At 60.3% G+C, this 17198-nt stretch carries 20 protein-coding genes; 14 read left to right on the top strand and 6 right to left on the bottom strand.

All coding sequences use genetic code 11. From position 1 onward, the window contains the following. Positions 1-48: 48 nt before the first annotated feature. From DSM14862_RS06780 to DSM14862_RS06750, 7 genes are all read left to right on the top strand, one after another. Entirely contained in the window at positions 49-1137 is a 1089-nt protein-coding gene (locus DSM14862_RS06780; RefSeq protein ID WP_007120458.1) for an OmpP1/FadL family transporter, read from the top strand. A 110-nt stretch (positions 1138-1247) separates the two neighbouring features. Continuing rightward, complete coding sequence (locus DSM14862_RS06775; RefSeq protein WP_007120457.1) at positions 1248-2180, top strand: DMT family transporter; 933 nt, start codon at positions 1248-1250, stop codon at positions 2178-2180. A gap of 12 nt (positions 2181-2192) precedes the next feature. Beyond that, complete coding sequence (locus DSM14862_RS06770; protein ID WP_007120456.1) at positions 2193-3053, top strand: hypothetical protein; 861 nt, start codon at positions 2193-2195, stop codon at positions 3051-3053. Between the two features lie 56 nt (positions 3054-3109). Beyond that, a complete protein-coding gene (gene metA / locus DSM14862_RS06765) occupies positions 3110-4027 on the top strand; it encodes a homoserine O-acetyltransferase MetA (RefSeq protein WP_007120455.1) in 918 nt (305 codons plus the stop codon). Continuing rightward, positions 4011-4991: an alpha/beta fold hydrolase gene (locus tag DSM14862_RS06760; RefSeq protein ID WP_040701489.1), complete on the top strand. Its 981-nt coding sequence runs from the start codon at positions 4011-4013 to the stop codon at positions 4989-4991. Before metA ends, DSM14862_RS06760 begins: the two co-directional genes overlap by 17 nt. 48 nt (positions 4992-5039) lie before the next feature. Continuing rightward, a complete protein-coding gene (gene ppk2 / locus DSM14862_RS06755; RefSeq protein WP_007120453.1) occupies positions 5040-5909 on the top strand; it encodes a polyphosphate kinase 2 in 870 nt (289 codons plus the stop codon). Next, the gene (locus DSM14862_RS06750; RefSeq protein WP_040701531.1) at positions 5902-6519 is read left to right on the top strand and encodes a TetR/AcrR family transcriptional regulator; all 618 of its coding nucleotides are present in this window, start codon (positions 5902-5904) and stop codon (positions 6517-6519) included. Before ppk2 ends, DSM14862_RS06750 begins: the two co-directional genes overlap by 8 nt. A 14-nt stretch (positions 6520-6533) precedes the next feature. Here DSM14862_RS06750 and DSM14862_RS06745 read toward each other — a convergent pair whose 3' ends face one another. Continuing rightward, positions 6534-7529, bottom strand: coding sequence for an LLM class flavin-dependent oxidoreductase (locus tag DSM14862_RS06745; RefSeq protein ID WP_007120451.1), 996 nt, complete (start codon positions 7527-7529; stop codon positions 6534-6536). A 239-nt stretch (positions 7530-7768) separates the two neighbouring features. On the opposite strand from DSM14862_RS06745, the gene DSM14862_RS06740 reads away from it, so the two are divergent. Next, positions 7769-8458: a hypothetical protein gene (locus DSM14862_RS06740; RefSeq protein ID WP_007120450.1), complete on the top strand. Its 690-nt coding sequence runs from the start codon at positions 7769-7771 to the stop codon at positions 8456-8458. A 155-nt stretch (positions 8459-8613) separates the two neighbouring features. Here the strand turns inward: DSM14862_RS06740 and rpsI are convergent, their stop codons facing one another. The 3 genes from rpsI to DSM14862_RS06725 form a co-directional block, all read right to left on the bottom strand. Then, on the bottom strand, positions 8614-9114 hold the full coding sequence (rpsI, locus tag DSM14862_RS06735) for a 30S ribosomal protein S9 (RefSeq protein ID WP_040701529.1): 501 nt from the start codon (positions 9112-9114) through the stop codon (positions 8614-8616). Positions 9115-9116: 2 nt separating this feature from the next. Next, a complete protein-coding gene (rplM, locus tag DSM14862_RS06730; protein ID WP_007120448.1) occupies positions 9117-9578 on the bottom strand; it encodes a 50S ribosomal protein L13 in 462 nt (153 codons plus the stop codon). A gap of 160 nt (positions 9579-9738) precedes the next feature. Continuing rightward, positions 9739-11154: an aminotransferase-like domain-containing protein gene (locus DSM14862_RS06725; RefSeq protein ID WP_007120447.1), complete on the bottom strand. Its 1416-nt coding sequence runs from the start codon at positions 11152-11154 to the stop codon at positions 9739-9741. A 96-nt stretch (positions 11155-11250) separates the two neighbouring features. Between DSM14862_RS06725 and DSM14862_RS06720 the strand changes: the two genes are divergently transcribed. Next, entirely contained in the window at positions 11251-11481 is a 231-nt protein-coding gene (locus tag DSM14862_RS06720; protein WP_007120446.1) for a DUF1127 domain-containing protein, read from the top strand. Positions 11482-11726: 245 nt separating this feature from the next. On the opposite strand, the gene DSM14862_RS06715 is transcribed toward DSM14862_RS06720, so the two are convergent. Further along, the gene (locus tag DSM14862_RS06715; RefSeq protein WP_007120445.1) at positions 11727-12155 is read right to left on the bottom strand and encodes a PaaI family thioesterase; all 429 of its coding nucleotides are present in this window, start codon (positions 12153-12155) and stop codon (positions 11727-11729) included. A gap of 106 nt (positions 12156-12261) precedes the next feature. Between DSM14862_RS06715 and DSM14862_RS06710 the strand changes: the two genes are divergently transcribed. The 4 genes from DSM14862_RS06710 to gluQRS all read left to right on the top strand — a co-directional run bounded on the left by DSM14862_RS06710 (position 12262) and on the right by gluQRS (position 16140). Then, the gene (locus DSM14862_RS06710; RefSeq protein WP_007120444.1) at positions 12262-12999 is read left to right on the top strand and encodes an enoyl-CoA hydratase; all 738 of its coding nucleotides are present in this window, start codon (positions 12262-12264) and stop codon (positions 12997-12999) included. Between the two features lie 278 nt (positions 13000-13277). Further along, entirely contained in the window at positions 13278-14618 is a 1341-nt protein-coding gene (trmFO, locus tag DSM14862_RS06705) for a methylenetetrahydrofolate--tRNA-(uracil(54)-C(5))-methyltransferase (FADH(2)-oxidizing) TrmFO (protein WP_040701485.1), read from the top strand. A 53-nt stretch (positions 14619-14671) separates the two neighbouring features. Further along, positions 14672-15286, top strand: a complete 615-nt coding sequence (locus DSM14862_RS06700; RefSeq protein WP_007120442.1) for a class I SAM-dependent DNA methyltransferase — start codon at positions 14672-14674, stop codon at positions 15284-15286. Further along, entirely contained in the window at positions 15283-16140 is an 858-nt protein-coding gene (gene gluQRS, locus DSM14862_RS06695) for a tRNA glutamyl-Q(34) synthetase GluQRS (RefSeq protein ID WP_040701483.1), read from the top strand. Before DSM14862_RS06700 ends, gluQRS begins: the two co-directional genes overlap by 4 nt. A 23-nt stretch (positions 16141-16163) precedes the next feature. Here gluQRS and hisI read toward each other — a convergent pair whose 3' ends face one another. Next, complete coding sequence (gene hisI, locus DSM14862_RS06690) at positions 16164-16523, bottom strand: phosphoribosyl-AMP cyclohydrolase (protein WP_007120440.1); 360 nt, start codon at positions 16521-16523, stop codon at positions 16164-16166. 74 nt (positions 16524-16597) lie between these two features. On the opposite strand from hisI, the gene DSM14862_RS06685 reads away from it, so the two are divergent. After that, positions 16598-17059: an iron-sulfur cluster assembly scaffold protein gene (locus DSM14862_RS06685; protein ID WP_007120439.1), complete on the top strand. Its 462-nt coding sequence runs from the start codon at positions 16598-16600 to the stop codon at positions 17057-17059. Positions 17060-17198: the final 139 nt, after the last annotated feature.

The raw sequence follows: 17198 nt of genomic DNA, 5'->3' as shown, positions 1-17198 counted from the left end.
TTCCAACTCGCGCCGGGGAGGTTCGGCGCAGCATCTTGGGAGAGAAACATGAAATCACATTTCTTGGCAATTCCGGCGCTTATGGCGTCGACTGCCGCCGTTCATGCGGGCGGTATTGACCGCTCTGGTCAGTCCATCAATGCTCTGTTTGAAAGCGGGCGTTATGCGGAGTTCAGCTTTGGGCATATCTCGCCCGATACGTCTGGCACTTCCGTGGCCGCGCTCGGCAGCCGGAATTCGGGCAACGCGACCGAAGACTACATGCAGTTCGGTGCTGCTTATAAAGCCGACATTAACGACAAGCTGTCCTATGCAATCATCTATGACCAACCTTTTGGCGCGGACATCGATTATCCAACAGGCACCGGATACTATGCCGCAGGCGCGCAGGCTGATCTTGAGGCGCACGCTCTGACCGGCCTGCTGCGCTACCGGATGAACGATAACTTCAGCGTTCACGGCGGTCTGCGTGTGCAAACCATCGAAGCCACAGCGGCTGTCCCCTTCGTGGGCGGCTATACGGTTGATGGTGAGCGCGACACAGGCGTCGGTTATGTCGCTGGTGTCGCCTATGAGCGCCCCGACATCGCCATGCGCGTGGCGCTGACCTATAACTCCAAGATCGAACATGACGTCGACACGACCGAGTTCGGCGCAGCGATGAGCACGACCGAAATCGAAACACCTCAGTCGGTGAACCTCGACTTCCAGACCGGTATCGCTGCTGACACGCTTCTGTTCGGTGGCATCCGCTGGGTTGATTGGTCTTCCTTCGACATTTCTCCGGCTGCCTATGCAGGCGCCACAGGTGGTGCATCTCTCGTCAGCTACGACAACGATGTCTTTACCTACTCGCTGGGTGTGGGCCGCCGTCTGAACGACAACTGGTCGGTCTCCGCCTCTGTCGGCTATGAGAAGTCCGAAGGCGGCTTTGCCTCGAACCTCGGCCCGACCGATGGCAACAAGAGCCTCGCACTGGCCGCTGTCTACACCCGCGATAACATGAAGGTCACCACCGGCATCCGCTACGTGAACATCGGCGACGCGCAGACTGCGATCCCGACCAACGCTCCGGCGGCTAACTTCGAGGACAACGACGCGGTCGCCTTTGGCGTCAAGGTCGGTTTCACTTTCTAAGCCACCTCACAAACCAATCTATCACGCCGCCCGAAGCATTCGGGCGGCGTTTTTCGTACATGCGCATCTTTCGGGTCGTCCGCGCCGCGCCAAACGCCTAAACCCATGCCATGATCACACAAAAAACCATCCCCCCGCGCGCTTGGATTGAAATGGGCTTTCTTGCCCTCCTCTGGGGCGCGTCCTTTCTAGCCGTGCGTGTAGCACTAGATGAGATCGGCCCGCTCACCTCGGTCGCGCATCGGGTGTTCTGGGCGATGCTGGTGCTTTGGGCTGCGGTCGCCGTCATGCGCTTGCCCATACCGCGTGAGCCGCGCATTTGGGCGGCGTTCCTGCTGATGGGACTTTTGAACAACGTGATCCCCTTCTCGCTGATGGCTTGGGGGCAGTTGCACATCCCCTCAGGGCTGACCTCGATCATCAACGCAGCCACGGCGATCTTTGGCGTGGTAGCCGCGGCGATCTTTCTGGCAGATGAGCGTATTACCCCTCGTAAAGCTGTCGGCGTCTGCCTCGGCTTTGCCGGGGTCAGCACCGCCATCGGTTTGGAAAACCTCACGAATTTCGACCTCGGCAGCCTTGCGCAACTGGCCGTGCTGGGTGGGGCGATGTCCTATGCTATGGCCGGGGTCTGCGCGCGTAAATTCCTGCCCGGCCAGCCGCCGCAACTGGCCGCTGCGGGGATGCTGACCGGGGCCACGCTGATCATGCTGCCGCTGGCATGGGCCGTTGAAGGGCCGCTGACGCTCGACCTTGCCCCGACCACGGTCATGGCCATCGCCTATTACGCGCTGGCCGCCACGGCGCTGGCCTATCTGCTTTATTACCGCGTGCTGGCCATGGCGGGCAGCAGCAACCTTATGCTGGTGACGCTGCTGGTTGCACCCGTGGCGATCCTGCTGGGCGCATGGCTGCGCGATGAGACCCTGCGCCCTGCCGCCTACATCGGCTTTGCCCTTCTGGCGCTTGGGCTTTTGGTGCTCGATGGCCGCATCTGGCGTCTTGTCAAACACTGGGGTAATCAGGGGAAACGAAGCACTTAACCTTGGTGATACATGCTCTACCCCACGGCTGACGACTGGCGCGCGGCCCCGCGCCGCAAAGTTCTGATCTTTGGCATGTCGGGCTTGGGCAAGACCCATCTGTCCAGCCTGCTGCGCGCCAGCGGGGATTGGTTTCACTACTCCATCGATTACCGCATCGGCACCCGCTATCTGGGCGAACTCATCGCCGACAACGCCAAGGCCGAGGCGATGAAAGTGCCGTTTCTGCGTGATCTGTTGCTCAGCGATAGCATTTACATCGGGTCAAACATCACCTTCGACAATCTATCGCCCGTGGCCACGTGGCTCGGCAAACCCGGCGATCCGGCGCGCGGCGGGCTGCCCATGGCGGACTATGCAACGCGCCAAGAGGCGTTCCGCCGGGCCGAGATCAGCGCGCTGAAAGACACCGCCTATTTCGCCAACCGCGCCGAGCAGCTTTATGGCTACCCGCATTTCATCTGCGACACAGGCGGCTCGATCTGCGAATGGGTCGATCCCGAAGACCCGAACGACCCGCTGTTGCAGCAATTGGCCGACGAATGTCTGCTGGTCTGGATCAAAGGCGATGAGGCCCATACCGAAGAACTGATCCGCCGCTTCGACAAAGCCCCCAAGCCAATGGCCTACCAGCCTGAATTCCTCTCCCGTGCTTGGGCTGACTATCTCGCCGAAAAGAACATCACCGAAGACTCCGTGAACCCCGATGAGTTCATCCGCTGGACCTATGCCGCCGCGCTGTCGCACCGCCAACCGCGCTATGCCGCCATGTCGAAATGGGGCGTCACCATCACCCCTGCCGACATCGACGCGCTGAAAGCTCCCGAAGACTTTACCGATCTTATCGCCCGCCACCTACCCTCGGGCGGTTGAACCCACCCCGCCCAAGATTATCTGACTGCTCTGGCTACCCCTGAAAGACCTGTCTCATGCCCATCAAGATCCCCTCCCGCCTGCCCGCCTTTGACGTTTTGCGTAACGAAGGGGTCATGGTGCTGGACGAGGAGCTGGCATCGCGGCAAGACATCCGGCCTCTACGCATTGCGCTGCTGAACCTGATGCCTAAAAAAATCCAGACCGAGAACCAGTTTGCCCGCCTCATCGGCGCGACGCCCCTGCAGATTGAGCTGAGCCTCATCCGCATGTCCGACCACCAAGCCCGCAACACGGCAGCGGAACATATGGAGAGCTTTTACCGCCCCTTTGAGGAGATGAAGGCCGAGAAATTCGACGGGCTGATCATCACCGGTGCGCCGATTGAGCATCTTGAGTTTGACGAGGTGACCTATTGGGACGAACTGGGCGAGGTGATGGAATGGACGCAAACCAACGTCCACTCGACATTCGGCGTTTGCTGGGGCGGCATGGCGATGATCAACCATTTTCATGGGGTCAAAAAACACATGCTGAGCGAGAAGGCCTTCGGCTGCTTCCGTCACCGCAACCTTGCGCCCGCATCGCCCTATCTGCGCGGGTTTTCGGATGATTGCACCGTGCCCGTCTCTCGCTGGACCGAGATGCGCCAAGACGAGGTGAACGCGCACCCCGGCCTCACCACGCTCTTGGGCAGTGATGAGGTTGGCCCCTGCCTGATCGAAGACCCGGCGCATCGCGCGCTCTATGTCTTTAACCACTTTGAATATGACCGCGACACGCTGAAACAAGAGTATGACCGCGACGTGGAAAGCGGCGTGCCGATCAATGTGCCGTGCAACTACTACCCCGAGGATGACCCATCGCGCACCCCGGTGAACCGCTGGCGCAGCCACGCGCATTTGCTTTATGGCAATTGGATCAACGAGATATACCAGACCACTCCCTTCGATATGAATGAGATTGGCCATTAAACTGTTGCTCGTCCTTCTGCTTGGGCTGGCCCTGCTGGTGGCGCTTGTCCAATGGCGCGCCGCGCGGCATGAAGCCCGCGCCGAAGCCAGCCATCCGCCCGAGGGCGAGATCATTGATGTGGATGGCCTGCCGGTCCATGCCAAAGTGATTGGCAACGGGCCGGATCTGGTGCTGATCCATGGCGCCAGCGGCAACCTGCGCGATTTCACCTTCGACTTCGCGCAACGGCTTAGCGACCGCTACCGCGTTATCATGTTCGACCGCCCCGGCATGGGCTATACCGCCCGCCTGCCCGGCGCCCGCGGCGCGTGGAACCCACGGGGTGAGTCGCCGCAAGAGCAGGCCGCTTTGCTGCAAAAGGCTGCCGATAAACTCGGCGTCGAGTCTCCTATCGTATTGGGCCATTCCTTTGGCGGCGCCGTGGCGCTGGCTTGGGGCGTGCAGCGCCCAAAGGACACCGCCGCGCTGGTGCTGGTCTCAGCGGTATCAGAGCCTTGGCCGGGTGGGCTGGGCTGGATCTATAACCTCAGCGCATCTCGTCTTGGCGGCGCGCTCTTTGTTCCTACCGTGACGGCCTTTGTCCCCGACAGTGTGGTGCAAAGCAGCATTGAATCCATCTTTGCCCCGCAGCCTGCGCCCGATGGCTATGCCGATCACATTGGCACCGGGCTGACCCTGCGGCGCAGCGCCAGCCGTGCCAATGCCCAGCAAGTTCACCAGCTGCGCCCCCATGTGGTGGAAATGGCGAAACTTTACGACCGTCTGACCATGCCGGTCGAAATCATCCACGGCGATGCCGATACCATCGTCCCGATGCATATCCACGCCGAAGAACTGATCAACGACATCCCCAACGGCACCCTGACGCGATTGCCCGGCATGGGCCATATGCCCCAACACACCGCGCCGCAGGAAGTCATTGATGCCATTGACCGCGCCGCCGCCCGTGCGGGTTTGCGTTAATCGCCTTAACATCCCATATTGAAACAAGAACACCCGCAAGGAGCGCCCATGGACCTGCCCTTTGACGGCGCAATCAGCGCCTTTTTCGAGAATGACGCCCCCGAGGACATTCGCCAAGCGATTCAGCGGGCCGATAAGGACGACATCCTTTCGCCCAGCTACCCGCATGACGAGCGCATGTCGCGCAAGACCTATGAACGGGACTACGAGCGGTTGCAGATCGAAATGGTCAAACTGCAATCTTGGGTCCGGGAGACCGGGCAGCGGGTGGTCATGGTCTTTGAAGGGCGCGACGCTGCCGGAAAAGGCGGCACCATCCGCCGCATGCGCGAGAACCTCAATCCACGCGCGGCACGTGTCGTGGCCCTGGCAAAACCCACCGAGACCGAGCAAGGCGAGTGGTATTTCCAGCGCTACGTCAAACACTTGCCGACCGCAGGTGAAATGGTTTTCTATGACCGCTCTTGGTACAACCGCGGCGTTGTGGAAAAGGTCTTTGGCTTTTGCACCCCCGAACAGCGCGCGCATTTCTTTGAGCAAGTCACCCCGTTTGAACAGATGCTCGTCGAAGACGGCATCCACCTGATCAAATTCTGGCTCAACGTGGGTCGGGGCGAGCAGTTGCGCCGCATGCTGTCACGCGAATCCGATCCGCTGAAACAGTGGAAACTGAGCTCCATTGACGTGAAAGGCCTCTCGAAATGGGCGGAATACTCAGCCGCCATCGACGAGACCCTGTCGCGCAGCCATACAGACCAAACCCCTTGGACCGTGATCCGCTCTGACGACAAACGCCGCGCCCGGTTGGCCGCGATGCGCCATCTGCTGCACCGCTTCGACTATCCCCAAAAGGACGCCAAAGCGATCGGCAAGGCGGACGATGAAATTTGCGGCGGGCCGGACATCTGGGATGCCTAAGCGCGGCTACCATCACGGCAATCTGCGCCAAGCCCTGATCGATGCGGCCCTTGAGCTGATCGAGCAGCGCGGCCCTACGGGCTTCACGCTCTCAGAGGCTGCCAAACGCGCGGGCGTCACCCCCGCCGCCGTTTACCGCCACTTTGAAGGTCGCGAAGACCTGATCGCCGAGACCGCGCATCAAGGCTATGATATCTTTGCGGAATTGATGGAATTCGCCTATGAATCCGGCCAACCTTCGGCCCTAAAGGCCTTTGAGGCCACGGGCCGTGCCTATCTCGCCTTTGCCCGGAAATACCCCGGCCATTATATCGCCATGTTCGAATCCGGTATCTCGGTCAACCGCACGCCAGAGCTGGCCCATGCCGCCAACCGCGCCAACGGCGTTCTGGAACGCGCAGCATCCGACCTCAGCCAGCATATCCCCGAAGACAAACGCCCCCCTGCTTCGATGTTCTCGGCCCATATCTGGGCGATGAGCCATGGCGTTGTCGAACTTTTCGCCCGCAACTCGCCGGGTCGCGCGTCACCCTTCCCAGCAGACGATCTGCTGGAAACCGGGATCGGCATTTACTTGCGGGGGTTGGGGTTGGTCAGCCCTGACGAGTGACGGGGCAGCGGCCCTTAAGCCGCCACCTTCATGTCTTGCATCACATCCGCCGCAATCTCAAACGAGCGCAGCCGCGCCGCGTGATCGTGGATCTGCCCGGTCAGGATCAACTCATCCGGACGGTGCTGCGCGATCAACGCCTCAAGCTCGCGTTTCACCGTCTCGGGGCTGCCAACTGCCGAAATCCGCAGCGCTTGATCCACCCCCTGCCGCATCCCTGCGCCAATCTCGGCATCAATGTCGCGCACCGGGCGCGGCAGCTTGCCGGGGCGGCCTGTGCGCAAACGGGCAAAAGCTTGCTGCATGGTGGTGCGCAGATAGGCCCCCTCTTCATCGGTATCCGCCGCGAAGACATTCACCGCCAACATGAAACGTGGCTTCGGGCAGGCCTCAGACGGCTTGAAATCCCGGCGGTAGATCGCGGTGGCCTCTTCCAACGCGTCCGGCGCGAAGTGAGAAGCAAAGGCGTAAGGCAGCCCGAAATGCGCTGCCAGTTGCGCGCCGTATAGCGAAGAGCCGAGGATCCAGATCGGCACATGCGTTCCCTCACCGGGATGCGCCCGCACCGGGGCACTTGGGTCTGGATCGCCCAGATAAGACATCAACTCAGCCACATCATCGGGGAAGTGATCGCCGCCGCCCATGCCACGCCGCATGGCCCGCATCACCGCTTGATCCCCGCCCGGCGCGCGGCCCAGACCCAAATCAATCCGGTCGCCATGGATCGCGGCCAGCGTGCCAAACTGCTCTGCAATCGCCAACGGCGCGTGGTTGGGCAGCATGACACCGCCCGCCCCTACGCGGATATGCTGCGTATGGTCCGCCACATGCCCCAGCAAAACCGATGTCGCCGCAGAGGCGATGCCGGGCATGTTGTGATGCTCTGCCATCCAGAACCGGTGATAGCCCTTAGCTTCGGCCAGTTGCGCCAGCGCGACGGAATTGCGGATCGCCGTTGGCGTGTCTGACCCTTCAGGCACCGGGGCGAGATCGAGAACTGAATACTGCATGTCTATCTCCTGTGTTCTGCCTGATATAGGCAGCCTCCCCCCCGCCCGGAACCGCGGAGCCGCAAGAAAAACCAAACACTTGGGCGAAATATCCGCCAATCACGATGTTATGTTCTAACGCATGCCAGATATGCGCGAACGGCGCTTGCAGCTCTCCCATCACGGGCATATCCGAAGGGCCTTCACAACCAGACCTCGCCAGTCGCAGACAAGCCACGGTCCAAAACTAGGCAAAAGCTATGAACATCAAACACCTTATCGGGTTCGGCCTCACCGCCGGGCTGCTCTCTTCTGCGGCCTACGCTCAGGACAATATTACAACCGGGTTCGACCCCGTCATCGAAGACCGCGGCTTCAGCTCAATGGTCGGCTGGACCGCTGGTGTCTCTGCCGCCACGCGCTTCAACACCTCGGACGACTTTGACCACCTCGACAACGAAGTCGAAGGCTTTGTTGAGCTAACTTACGGCGGCTTCCACACCGGCCTGAGCGCGACATCGCTTTACCAAGATCCCACAGACGACGCTGAATTCGAAGCGAACCTTGGCTATGGTGCAGACTTTGGCCAGGGCATGAGCTGGGATCTGAGCTATTCCTACACCTGGCTGGACGATTCCAAAGACCACAGCGAAGAAATCACCGCGACGCTGGGCTTCCCCATCGGCCGTGACGCCTCTGGTGCATTCGCCGTGATCATCGACCCCGACAATGGCGAAAGCGATCAAGAAGTGGCGTTTGAAGCGCCCCTGTCTGAGCGTTGGACCGCCGTCGGCCTGATCGGCAACAGCGACCGCGACGACAACATCTATGCCGAAGCCGGTGCCGTCTATGACTTTGGCGATGGCGTCAGCTTTGAAGCTCTATACGAAGACACCAACGATGGTGACGGCGTGCTGGGCTTTACCGTGAGCTACGAAATCGGCGGCTAATCCCGCAAGGGATCATCCCTGATCTTGACTAAGGGCCGTTGCGGGAAACTGCAGCGGCCTTTTTCATGAGCAATGGCCAGACATGCCTGCTGCACGTCCCCAACGAAAAAGGGCCACCCCTGAGGGCAGCCCTTTCGCAAACTTGATCGGAAAGCTTAACGCTTGGAGAACTGGAAGCTCCGGCGCGCTTTGGCCTTACCGTATTTCTTCCGCTCGACGACGCGGCTGTCACGGGTCAGGAAGCCTGCCGCTTTCAGCGCACCGCGCAGGGAGGGATCATAAAGCTGCAGCGCCTTGGAGACACCGTGCTTAACCGCACCCGCTTGACCGGACAGACCGCCGCCTTTGACCGTTGCGAACACGTCGAACTGGCCTTCGGTGTTGGTGATGCCGAAAGGCTGCGCCAGGATCAGCTGCTGCACGGGGCGCGCGAAGTATTCGTTCTGCGGCTTGCCGTTTACGATAACCTTGCCGGAGCCGGGCTTGATCCAAACGCGGGCGACCGCGTCTTTACGTTTGCCGGTGGCATAGGCGCGGCCCAGTTCGTCACGAACCGGCTCACGAGGGGTCATTTCGGTTTCAGTGCCCTGCACGCCGCCGATGTTCTCGGTTACAGCGGCTTCGAGCCCTTCGAGTGTTTTGATTTCGTCAGCCATGCTCATGCACTCCGCGTGTTTTTCTTGTTCATGGACTTTACGTCCAGAACTTCGGGGCTCTGGGCCTCATGGGGGTGATCGCTACCTGCATAGACGCGCAGGTTGGTCATGATCTGGCGGCTCAGGCGGTTGCCGGGCAGCATACGCTTGACGGCTTGGGTCACCACACGCTCAGGATGCGCGCCTTCAAGGATCTGCTCCTTGGTGCGCGACTTGATCCCGCCGGGGTGGTTGGTGTGCCAGTAGAAGTTTTCTTCACGCTTCTTGCCCGTCATCTGCACCTTCTCGGCGTTGATGACGATCACGTTGTCACCGCAATCCATATGCGGTGTGAAGGACGGCTTGTGCTTGCCGCGCAGGCGCGTGGCGATGATCGAGGCGAGACGGCCCAGCACGACGCCTTCGGCGTCGACGATGATCCATTTCTTGTCGATATCTGCCGGTGTCGCAGAAAAGGTTTTCATGGAAGAATTCCCGTTTGAGGTTGGTCGAACGAGGATTCCCCCGTCCGCTATCTGATGAGGGGGTTATAAACACCTGCTTGACCGGGTCAAGCGCAGCAATCACGGATTATATCAATGAAAACAGTACCTTATTATTTAGGTATAATAATACCCCATATTTCTACACGCTGATCTGCTCTGGCGGATTGTCCAAAAGACAACGCAGCCGCTGCATCGCCGCCTCGAAGGAGCGCAGGGAGACATGGGCATTCACCGCAATGCGCACCGCATGGGGCGCGCGGCCATCGCGCAGGGCAAATTCATCAGCAGACCGGATTTGCACGCCCTGCGCCTCTGCGGCCCGACAAAACCCCGCCGCCCGCCAGCCGGGGGGCAGGTGCAACCACAAAAACGGCACATCGCGCGACCATTGCAATTCATGGCCGCCCAGATGGTTCACTGCGACTTCTACATATTCACCCAACCGCTCGCGGATGTCGTTGCAGATACCTTTCATCCGGGGATCGGTCAGCAGAATGCGCGTGGCCTCAGCCAAGGGGCGGGCAAGTCCGAAGTATCCATATTCCGCCACCCGCCGCAAATCCGCTGACCTGCCTTTCGGTGCCAGCGCAAACCCCACACGCAGCGCCGGCGTAAGCTCTTTCGAGATCGACGAGACATGCCAGACATGTTCCGGCCAAAGCGACCGATAGCTCGGCGCGCGGGCCGAGCCCATGCGATAGCAATCGTCTTCCAATATCTCCAACCCGTGCCGCTTGGCGACCTCTAGCAATGCGCGCCGCCGCTCTAGGCTGGTGTGGCTGCCGGTCGGGTTGTGCACCTCAGGCGTGGTACAAAACACCTGCGCACCACTGTCGCGCGCGGCTTTGTCCAGCGCCTCGGGCAAGACGCCGTCTTTGTCCATCGCCACGCCGACCACTTCTGCGCGCAACACCTCTGCTGCGCGGCGAAACCCAGCATAGGACAGGTCTTCAACCAGCATCACCGGCTTTGGCCCAGTCAGTATCGCCTGAAGTACCAGTACAATCCCGCTCTGCCCGCCATGAGAGAGCACCACGTCTTGCTCGCTCAGCGGCCCGAGGGACAGATGCGAGAGCCAATCAACCGCCGCCTGCCGGACCGGCGCATAGGCATCGCGGGTCGGGTAGTTCATCAGCTCTTCGCCCGGCACATCCGCCACCTGCCGCAAGGCACTGCGGATCACCGCCACCTGCCCCATATCCGGCAAACGCGGGCTAAAAAGGCTGACCGCATCGGTATCGGCAATCTCTAGCTCTTTGATCCAGCTGTCTTGTTCGCGGTTCCAGACATCTTCGCGAATGGCCGCCTGTGGTGGCGCCACAAAGGTGCCCCGGCCCACCTCAGCCTCAAGCAGCCCTTCATCCGTGAGGATCGTATAGGCTCGGGCCACGGTGCCCGGCGTGATCCCCAACTGCCAGGCCAACTCTCGTACGGGCGGTAATTTATCCCCGACGTCTAGGGCACCCGATTTGATCCCCTCGCGAATCGTGAGGGCCACGAGCTTGTATTTTGGCCCCTGCCCTTCGGCGAGCGTCGGCTGCCAAATTGTACCCATTACAATATTCCTGTGGTCAAATTGTATCGCGCTTTGTACCCTTATACTTGTAGAGTTTCTACACTTTGTGTCAATACAATTTCAAGGAGTTCCCCCATGACACAGGCTCGCCCTATCAGCGCTGATGCAATGACATTGATGACATACCGCGCTTTGCCGGTCCCTGCGGTGATCGCGCTGCGCTTTGCGGCGGTCGTGACCACATGGGCGGCCCGCCGACGCACCCGCCTCGCGCTTGCAGCGCTAGAGCCGTGGGAGCTTGATGATGCGGGACTTACACCGGAACAAGCCTCAGCCGAGGCTTCCCGCGTGTTCTGGCAAGCGTGACTTCCCTGTGGCGCCAGCCAGACCTCTTCCTTGGGCCGGGTTTTTCCCGGCCCTTTTTTATTGCTTTCGGGTAAATCCACAGCCCGGAATCAAGCCGCAGGCGCCGGGCCATCGCCTGCCCGTCCCGGCGGGCTGGCGATTTGGTGAGGCTGGGCCTACCTTCGAGAAGGCACAACACGGCTGCACCATAAAGTGGCACGGATCGCCCTCACAATCGCCACCCCACGGTCAGGCGCTGGCCCTCCTCATCCCATCGACGCGGGCGGAATCGCATAAGTAAGGCTCGCCCGCGCGACAGGCTTGTCTGACCCTTCCGAATAGATCAGCACATCCGTCACCGACAATTGCCGCCCCAGCTTGAGCAGCTTCGCCTTAGCAATCAAATGCACATCCGCCAGCGGCTTGCGCATGAAATCAATCGAGCAATTTGTCGTCACCGCCAGCGCCTTAGGCCCAATCATCGCCAGCGTCACCAGATAGGCCGCGACATCCGCCAGCGCGAACATCGACGGGCCCGAGACTGTCCCGCCGGGCCGCAAATGGCGGTGGCTGGTCAGCAGACGCATGGTGATCTCGTTCTCGGCCACGTGATCCACGGCGAAATCATCCGCCACCTGATCAAACACCTCACGCATGAACGCTTGCAGCGCTTCTGCATCCATCACCACGGCCATACTTGTTCTCCCTGCCTGCCTCGGCCTAACGTTGGCGCGACCAGCTTGGGAGGGCAAGGTGACAATTCTTGACGTTACGGCACAAGGGCCGATCACCCATCTGCGCATGAACGCGCCCGAGCGGCTGAACGCGCTGTCAGACGAAATGTTGGCCGCCCTGCACAGCAAACTCGACGTATTGGCTGAAGACCGGCAAACACGGGTAATTGTCCTGTCGGGCGCGGGCAAAGCCTTCTGCGCGGGCCACGACCTGCGCCAAATGACCGCCATGCGCCAAGCCGAAGATGGCGGTGCGGCGGCCTTCAAAGACCTCTTTGATCGATGCGCCGCCCTGATGGCCCGCATCCAAAGCCTCCCGCAGCCGGTCATCGCCCAAGTTCACGGCATCGCCACCGCCGCAGGCTGCCAGCTTGTCGCCACCTGCGACCTCGCCATCGCCAGCGAGGACACCCGTTTTGGCGTCAACGGCGTGAACATCGGCCTCTTTTGCTCTACCCCCATGGTCGCGCTGACCCGCAGCATCCCGCGCAAACAGGCGTTTGAGATGCTCACGACAGGCGAGTTCATCTTTGCCCCCCGCGCCGCCGAACTGGGTCTGATCAACCGCGCAGTGCCAGCCGACCAACTGGCCAAAGAGACCAACGCGTTGGCCGAAAAAATCGCCAGCAAACTTGGCACCGCTGTCGCCCATGGCAAAGGGGCCTTCTACCAGCAAATGCAACTGCCCACAGACCAAGCCTATGCTTTCACCGGCGAGGTTATGGTACGCAACATGCTTGAGGCAGACACCCGCGAGGGCATCGACGCCTTCTTGGAAAAACGCGCCCCCGACTGGCAGCAGTGATTGTTTCCAAATCCGCGCAACTTTGTTGCCACGCTAGGGCTGGCAAATTAGGCGAAATCGGGGCACTGTTATATTAGGGTGCAGAAGCCCCGATGATTTTGGGTCGCCGCCGGCGGAAGGTCCCTCCGGGTCAGCCTCTCACTGACCGACCATTCCCGCAGCGGCGACCCCAAAACCATACCCCCGGCAAAGCGGTCCATCTCGATATTTCAGCGCGCAGCGGCCCGCATCCGCGCTTGCCTGTTGCGTGCGGCGCAGCCCTGCCCTACATCGCCCCCATGACAGATACATTGCATATCATCGGCGGCGGCATGGCCGGATCAGAGGCGGCTTGGCAAGCGGCAAACGCAGGCGTCAACGTGGTGATCCACGAAATGCGCCCCAAGGTCGAAACCTTCGCCCACCAAACCGGGCTTTTGGGCGAGATGGTCTGCTCCAATTCTTTCCGCTCAGATGATGATGAGCAAAACGCCGTGGGCCTCCTGCATTGGGAAATGCGCGCCGCCAATGGCCTGATCATGGCCTGTGCCGACAAGAACCGCCTGCCCGCAGGCGGTGCACTGGCCGTCGACCGTGACCCCTTCGCGCAGACTGTCACCGACACGCTGCTCGCGCACCCCAATATCACTGTGGAATACGGCGAGATCACCGAGCTGCCGAAAGACGGCAAATGGATCATCGCCACTGGCCCGCTGACCTCAGGCGCGCTGGCCGAAGCCATCGCCGCCGAAACAGGTGCCGAAGCCCTCGCATTTTTCGACGCCATCGCGCCCATCGTCTATTTCGACAGTATCGACATGTCGCAGGCATGGATGCAGTCGCGCTATGACAAGGGCGAGACCGAGGAAGAGCGCACCGCCTACCTCAACTGCCCAATGGACAAGCAGCAATACGACGACTTCATCGACGCACTGCTTGCGGCCGACAAGACCGAATTCCGCGAGGGCGAGACGGCGGGTTATTTTGACGGCTGCTTGCCCATCGAAGTCATGGCCGAACGCGGTCGCGAGACCCTGCGCCATGGCCCGATGAAGCCAGTTGGCCTGACCAATCCGCACCAGCCCGAGATTAAAGCCCATGCCGTTGTGCAGCTTCGCCGCGATAACAAGCTCGGCACGCTCTACAATATCGTCGGCTTCCAGACCAAGATGAAGTACGGCGCGCAAACGGATGTTTTCAAACGCATTCCGGGTCTTGAAAACGCACGTTTTGCCCGCCTTGGCGGCATCCACCGGAACTCTTTCATCAACTCGCCGACGCTAATTGACGATCAGATGCGCCTGCGCAGCCGCCCGAACATCCGCTTTGCCGGGCAGATCACTGGCGTCGAAGGCTATGTAGAAAGTGCCGCCATGGGGATGCTGGCAGGCCGTATGGCCGCGGCGGAGATCAAGGGCGGGAGCCTCTCCACCCCGCCAGACAGCACCGCCATGGGCGCGCTGGTCACCCACATCACGGGCGGCGCGGATGCCAAAACGTTCCAGCCGATGAATGTGAACTTCGGCCTCTTTCCGCCAGTTGAAGGGCTGAAATCTGGACGCCGTGGCCGCAAGGATCGGTACAAAGCCTATACCGACCGCGCAAAAGCGGATTGGCAGGATTGGCTTAATCAAGGTTAACATCGGCCGGGTTAACACTGGACCCTTCGTGCCATCCCCCATACTCTAGGGGGATGACACAACATTATTTCGACAAGGCCTATGCGGCACGCGGCGCCGAGGTCATCCGTAGCCTCTACGACGAATGGGCAAGCAGCTACGACGACGACATCAAGGCGCAGGGCTATGCCACTCCCGAACGCGCCGCTGCAACCCTCGCTGAATTTCTACATGACAAAGACGCTCCAATTTTCGACATTGGTTGTGGTACCGGGTTGTCTGGTGCGGCGCTGAAACATGTAGGTTTTACCACGATCGACGGCGGTGATGTATCTGCCGCGATGCTGGCTGTGGCGCATAAAAAAAACATTTACCGCAAGCTTCTAGAGCTCGAAGTTGATGCTCCCCTTCCGTTCGCCCCCGGTGCCTATGCGGCAATCACCGCGATCGGCGTGATCGGTCCGGGCGCCGCCCCGATCAGTTTATTCGACACTTTGATGCACAGCTTAGGAAAACGCGGAAAGCTATTGTTTTCCCTCAATGAAAAGGCATTGGCAGACCGTGGCGCTTTGGGCATGATCCACGAATGGACCGACTGCGGCGCGGCAATCCTACTCCATGCTGAGGAAGGCGCCCATCTGCCCGGAATTGACCTGAAGTCCACAGTCTATCTGATTGAAAAGAATTGACTCTTACAACTAGGTTTGCCCCATCTCCAACCGGCCCTTTGCACCTTGGCCACGCCTATTCTGCGCTTTTGGCCTATAATTTGGCTCAATTGGCGGGAGGCACCTTTCATCTTCGTATTGAAGATATTGATCAATCTCGCGCCCGTCCTCAATGGGAAGCGCAGATTTATCAAGAACTTGCATGGCTCGGGATCCAGTGGTCAACGCCAGTAATGCGCCAGTCGGATCGGATGGAGAGCTACCGAACCGCCCTCGATGTGCTATGGGCCGACGGCCTGCTCTATGCGTGCACCTGCAACCGCCGCGACATCGCCGCCGCCACAACGGCCCCCCAAGAGGGCGCGGAACCGCCCGTTGGCCCCGACGGCATTATTTACCCCGGAACCTGTCGCGATGCCGGTCACCCGCGCGAGGATGGGGCCCTGCGGCTAGATATGGCTAAGGCCTTGAAAAGAATTGAGGGTACACCGCTTAGTTTTACTGAGAACGGGCACGGCCCAACGGGGGAAACCGGCGAAACCACCATCTCCCCCGACCAGCTCATCCGCTCCGTCGGTGACGTGGTCCTTGCGCGGCGGGACATGGGCACGTCCTACCACCTTTCGGTCGTGATTGATGACGCGGCGCAGGGCATCACGCTGGTCACCCGAGGGGCCGACCTTTTTGATGCGACCTATATTCACATCGTGCTGCAAGCCCTGCTTGAGTTACCAAAGCCCAGCTATCACCACCATCATTTGATCCGAGATGAAACTGGTAGAAGGCTCGCCAAACGTGACGACGCCCGTGCCATCGCGCTCTACCGGGAAAACGGCGCGACACCCGGAGATATCCGTTCTATGGTAGGACTTTAGTGACAGACCTTAAACCATAGGCCTTAAACCATAGGCCTCATCAATTCGACTTCTTCGCCGCCTTGAATGGCAGTGTAAAAGCAGTTGCGCCGCCCTGTGTGACAGGCCGGACCGCTCTGCTCAACCAACACCAGCAGACAATCGCGGTCGCAATCAACGCGCATCTCTACCAGCTTTTGCACATTCCCGCTGGTCTCGCCCTTAACCCAGAAGGCCTGCCGCGAGCGGCTCCAATAAGTGACTTTGCCGCTCTCCAATGTACGCGTGATGCTTTCGGCGCTCATCCACGCCAGCATCAACACCTCATAGGTCTGGGCATCCTGCGCGATCACCGGAATCAGACCGGCCTCATTAAATTGAAGGCTTGCAGGATCAAAAGTCATCGGGCACCTCGTGGAAATATTTGCATCTTTGTCTGCGGCGCTTATGTAGGGTTTCAGCACGAAAAGGAACAGCCATGTCGGATGAGACGGACCTCATCAAGCTCTACTCGGCGCGCATTCTGGCGCTTGCAGCAGAGATCCCACATCTGGGCCGCATGGAGGATGCGCAGGCCAGCGTCAAACGCCGCTCGCCCCTCTGCGGCTCTACGGTGACGGTGGATGTGCGCGTCAAGGATGGACATTTGGCTGAGATGAAGCAGGACGTAAAAGCCTGCGCATTGGGTCAGGCTGCCGCCGCCGTTGTGGGCGCCGCTGCCCCCGGAGCTTCGCTCGCGCAGGTCACTACCGCCCGTGATCAACTGCGCGCTATGCTTAAAGGCGAAGGCCCCGTGCCAGACGCCCCGTTTGACGGGTTCGAAGTGCTGACCCCAGCGACCGCTTATAAAAACCGCCATGCGTCCATCATGCTTAGCATCGAAGCACTGAATGAGGCGATGCAAAATGCCGAAGCCCCTGTTGAGGCACGCGAGCGCTAAGCCTGCTGGGCTTCTGAAGACGTCTCTTTCCCAACAGCTCCCATAAAAAAAAACGCCGCACATCCTGATGGGGATGGCGGCGTTAGTAGGCGTTACTCATGTGGGACCCGCTTGGTCATAGTCCGACGCGGACAGGCAA

This window comes from Sulfitobacter indolifex (assembly GCF_022788655.1).
Classification (GTDB): Bacteria; Pseudomonadota; Alphaproteobacteria; order Rhodobacterales; family Rhodobacteraceae; genus Sulfitobacter; species Sulfitobacter indolifex.
Note: the sequence above shows the minus strand (reverse complement) of the source record. Positions and strands in the feature narration are given on the sequence as shown.

Bases quoted from the DNA above. Each gene is read 5' to 3' on its own strand.
- DSM14862_RS06740 (WP_007120450.1), top strand. From the start codon at position 7,769: ATGAACATCAAACACCTTATCGGGTTCGGCCTCACCGCCGGGCTGCTC.
- DSM14862_RS06775 (WP_007120457.1), top strand. From the start codon at position 1,248: ATGATCACACAAAAAACCATCCCCCCGCGCGCTTGGATTGAAATGGGC.
- trmFO (WP_040701485.1), top strand. From the start codon at position 13,278: ATGACAGATACATTGCATATCATCGGCGGCGGCATGGCCGGATCAGAG.
- DSM14862_RS06710 (WP_007120444.1), top strand. From the start codon at position 12,262: ATGAACGCGCCCGAGCGGCTGAACGCGCTGTCAGACGAAATGTTGGCC.
- DSM14862_RS06725 (WP_007120447.1), bottom strand. From the start codon at position 11,154: ATGGGTACAATTTGGCAGCCGACGCTCGCCGAAGGGCAGGGGCCAAAA.
- rpsI (WP_040701529.1), bottom strand. From the start codon at position 9,114: ATGGCTGACGAAATCAAAACACTCGAAGGGCTCGAAGCCGCTGTAACC.
- rplM (WP_007120448.1), bottom strand. From the start codon at position 9,578: ATGAAAACCTTTTCTGCGACACCGGCAGATATCGACAAGAAATGGATC.
- DSM14862_RS06685 (WP_007120439.1), top strand. From the start codon at position 16,598: ATGTCGGATGAGACGGACCTCATCAAGCTCTACTCGGCGCGCATTCTG.
- DSM14862_RS06760 (WP_040701489.1), top strand. From the start codon at position 4,011: ATGAGATTGGCCATTAAACTGTTGCTCGTCCTTCTGCTTGGGCTGGCC.
- DSM14862_RS06770 (WP_007120456.1), top strand. From the start codon at position 2,193: ATGCTCTACCCCACGGCTGACGACTGGCGCGCGGCCCCGCGCCGCAAA.
- DSM14862_RS06780 (WP_007120458.1), top strand. From the start codon at position 49: ATGAAATCACATTTCTTGGCAATTCCGGCGCTTATGGCGTCGACTGCC.
- metA (WP_007120455.1), top strand. From the start codon at position 3,110: ATGCCCATCAAGATCCCCTCCCGCCTGCCCGCCTTTGACGTTTTGCGT.
- hisI (WP_007120440.1), bottom strand. From the start codon at position 16,523: ATGACTTTTGATCCTGCAAGCCTTCAATTTAATGAGGCCGGTCTGATT.
- DSM14862_RS06715 (WP_007120445.1), bottom strand. From the start codon at position 12,155: ATGGCCGTGGTGATGGATGCAGAAGCGCTGCAAGCGTTCATGCGTGAG.
- DSM14862_RS06745 (WP_007120451.1), bottom strand. From the start codon at position 7,529: ATGCAGTATTCAGTTCTCGATCTCGCCCCGGTGCCTGAAGGGTCAGAC.
- ppk2 (WP_007120453.1), top strand. From the start codon at position 5,040: ATGGACCTGCCCTTTGACGGCGCAATCAGCGCCTTTTTCGAGAATGAC.
- DSM14862_RS06720 (WP_007120446.1), top strand. From the start codon at position 11,251: ATGACACAGGCTCGCCCTATCAGCGCTGATGCAATGACATTGATGACA.
- DSM14862_RS06750 (WP_040701531.1), top strand. From the start codon at position 5,902: ATGCCTAAGCGCGGCTACCATCACGGCAATCTGCGCCAAGCCCTGATC.
- DSM14862_RS06700 (WP_007120442.1), top strand. From the start codon at position 14,672: ATGACACAACATTATTTCGACAAGGCCTATGCGGCACGCGGCGCCGAG.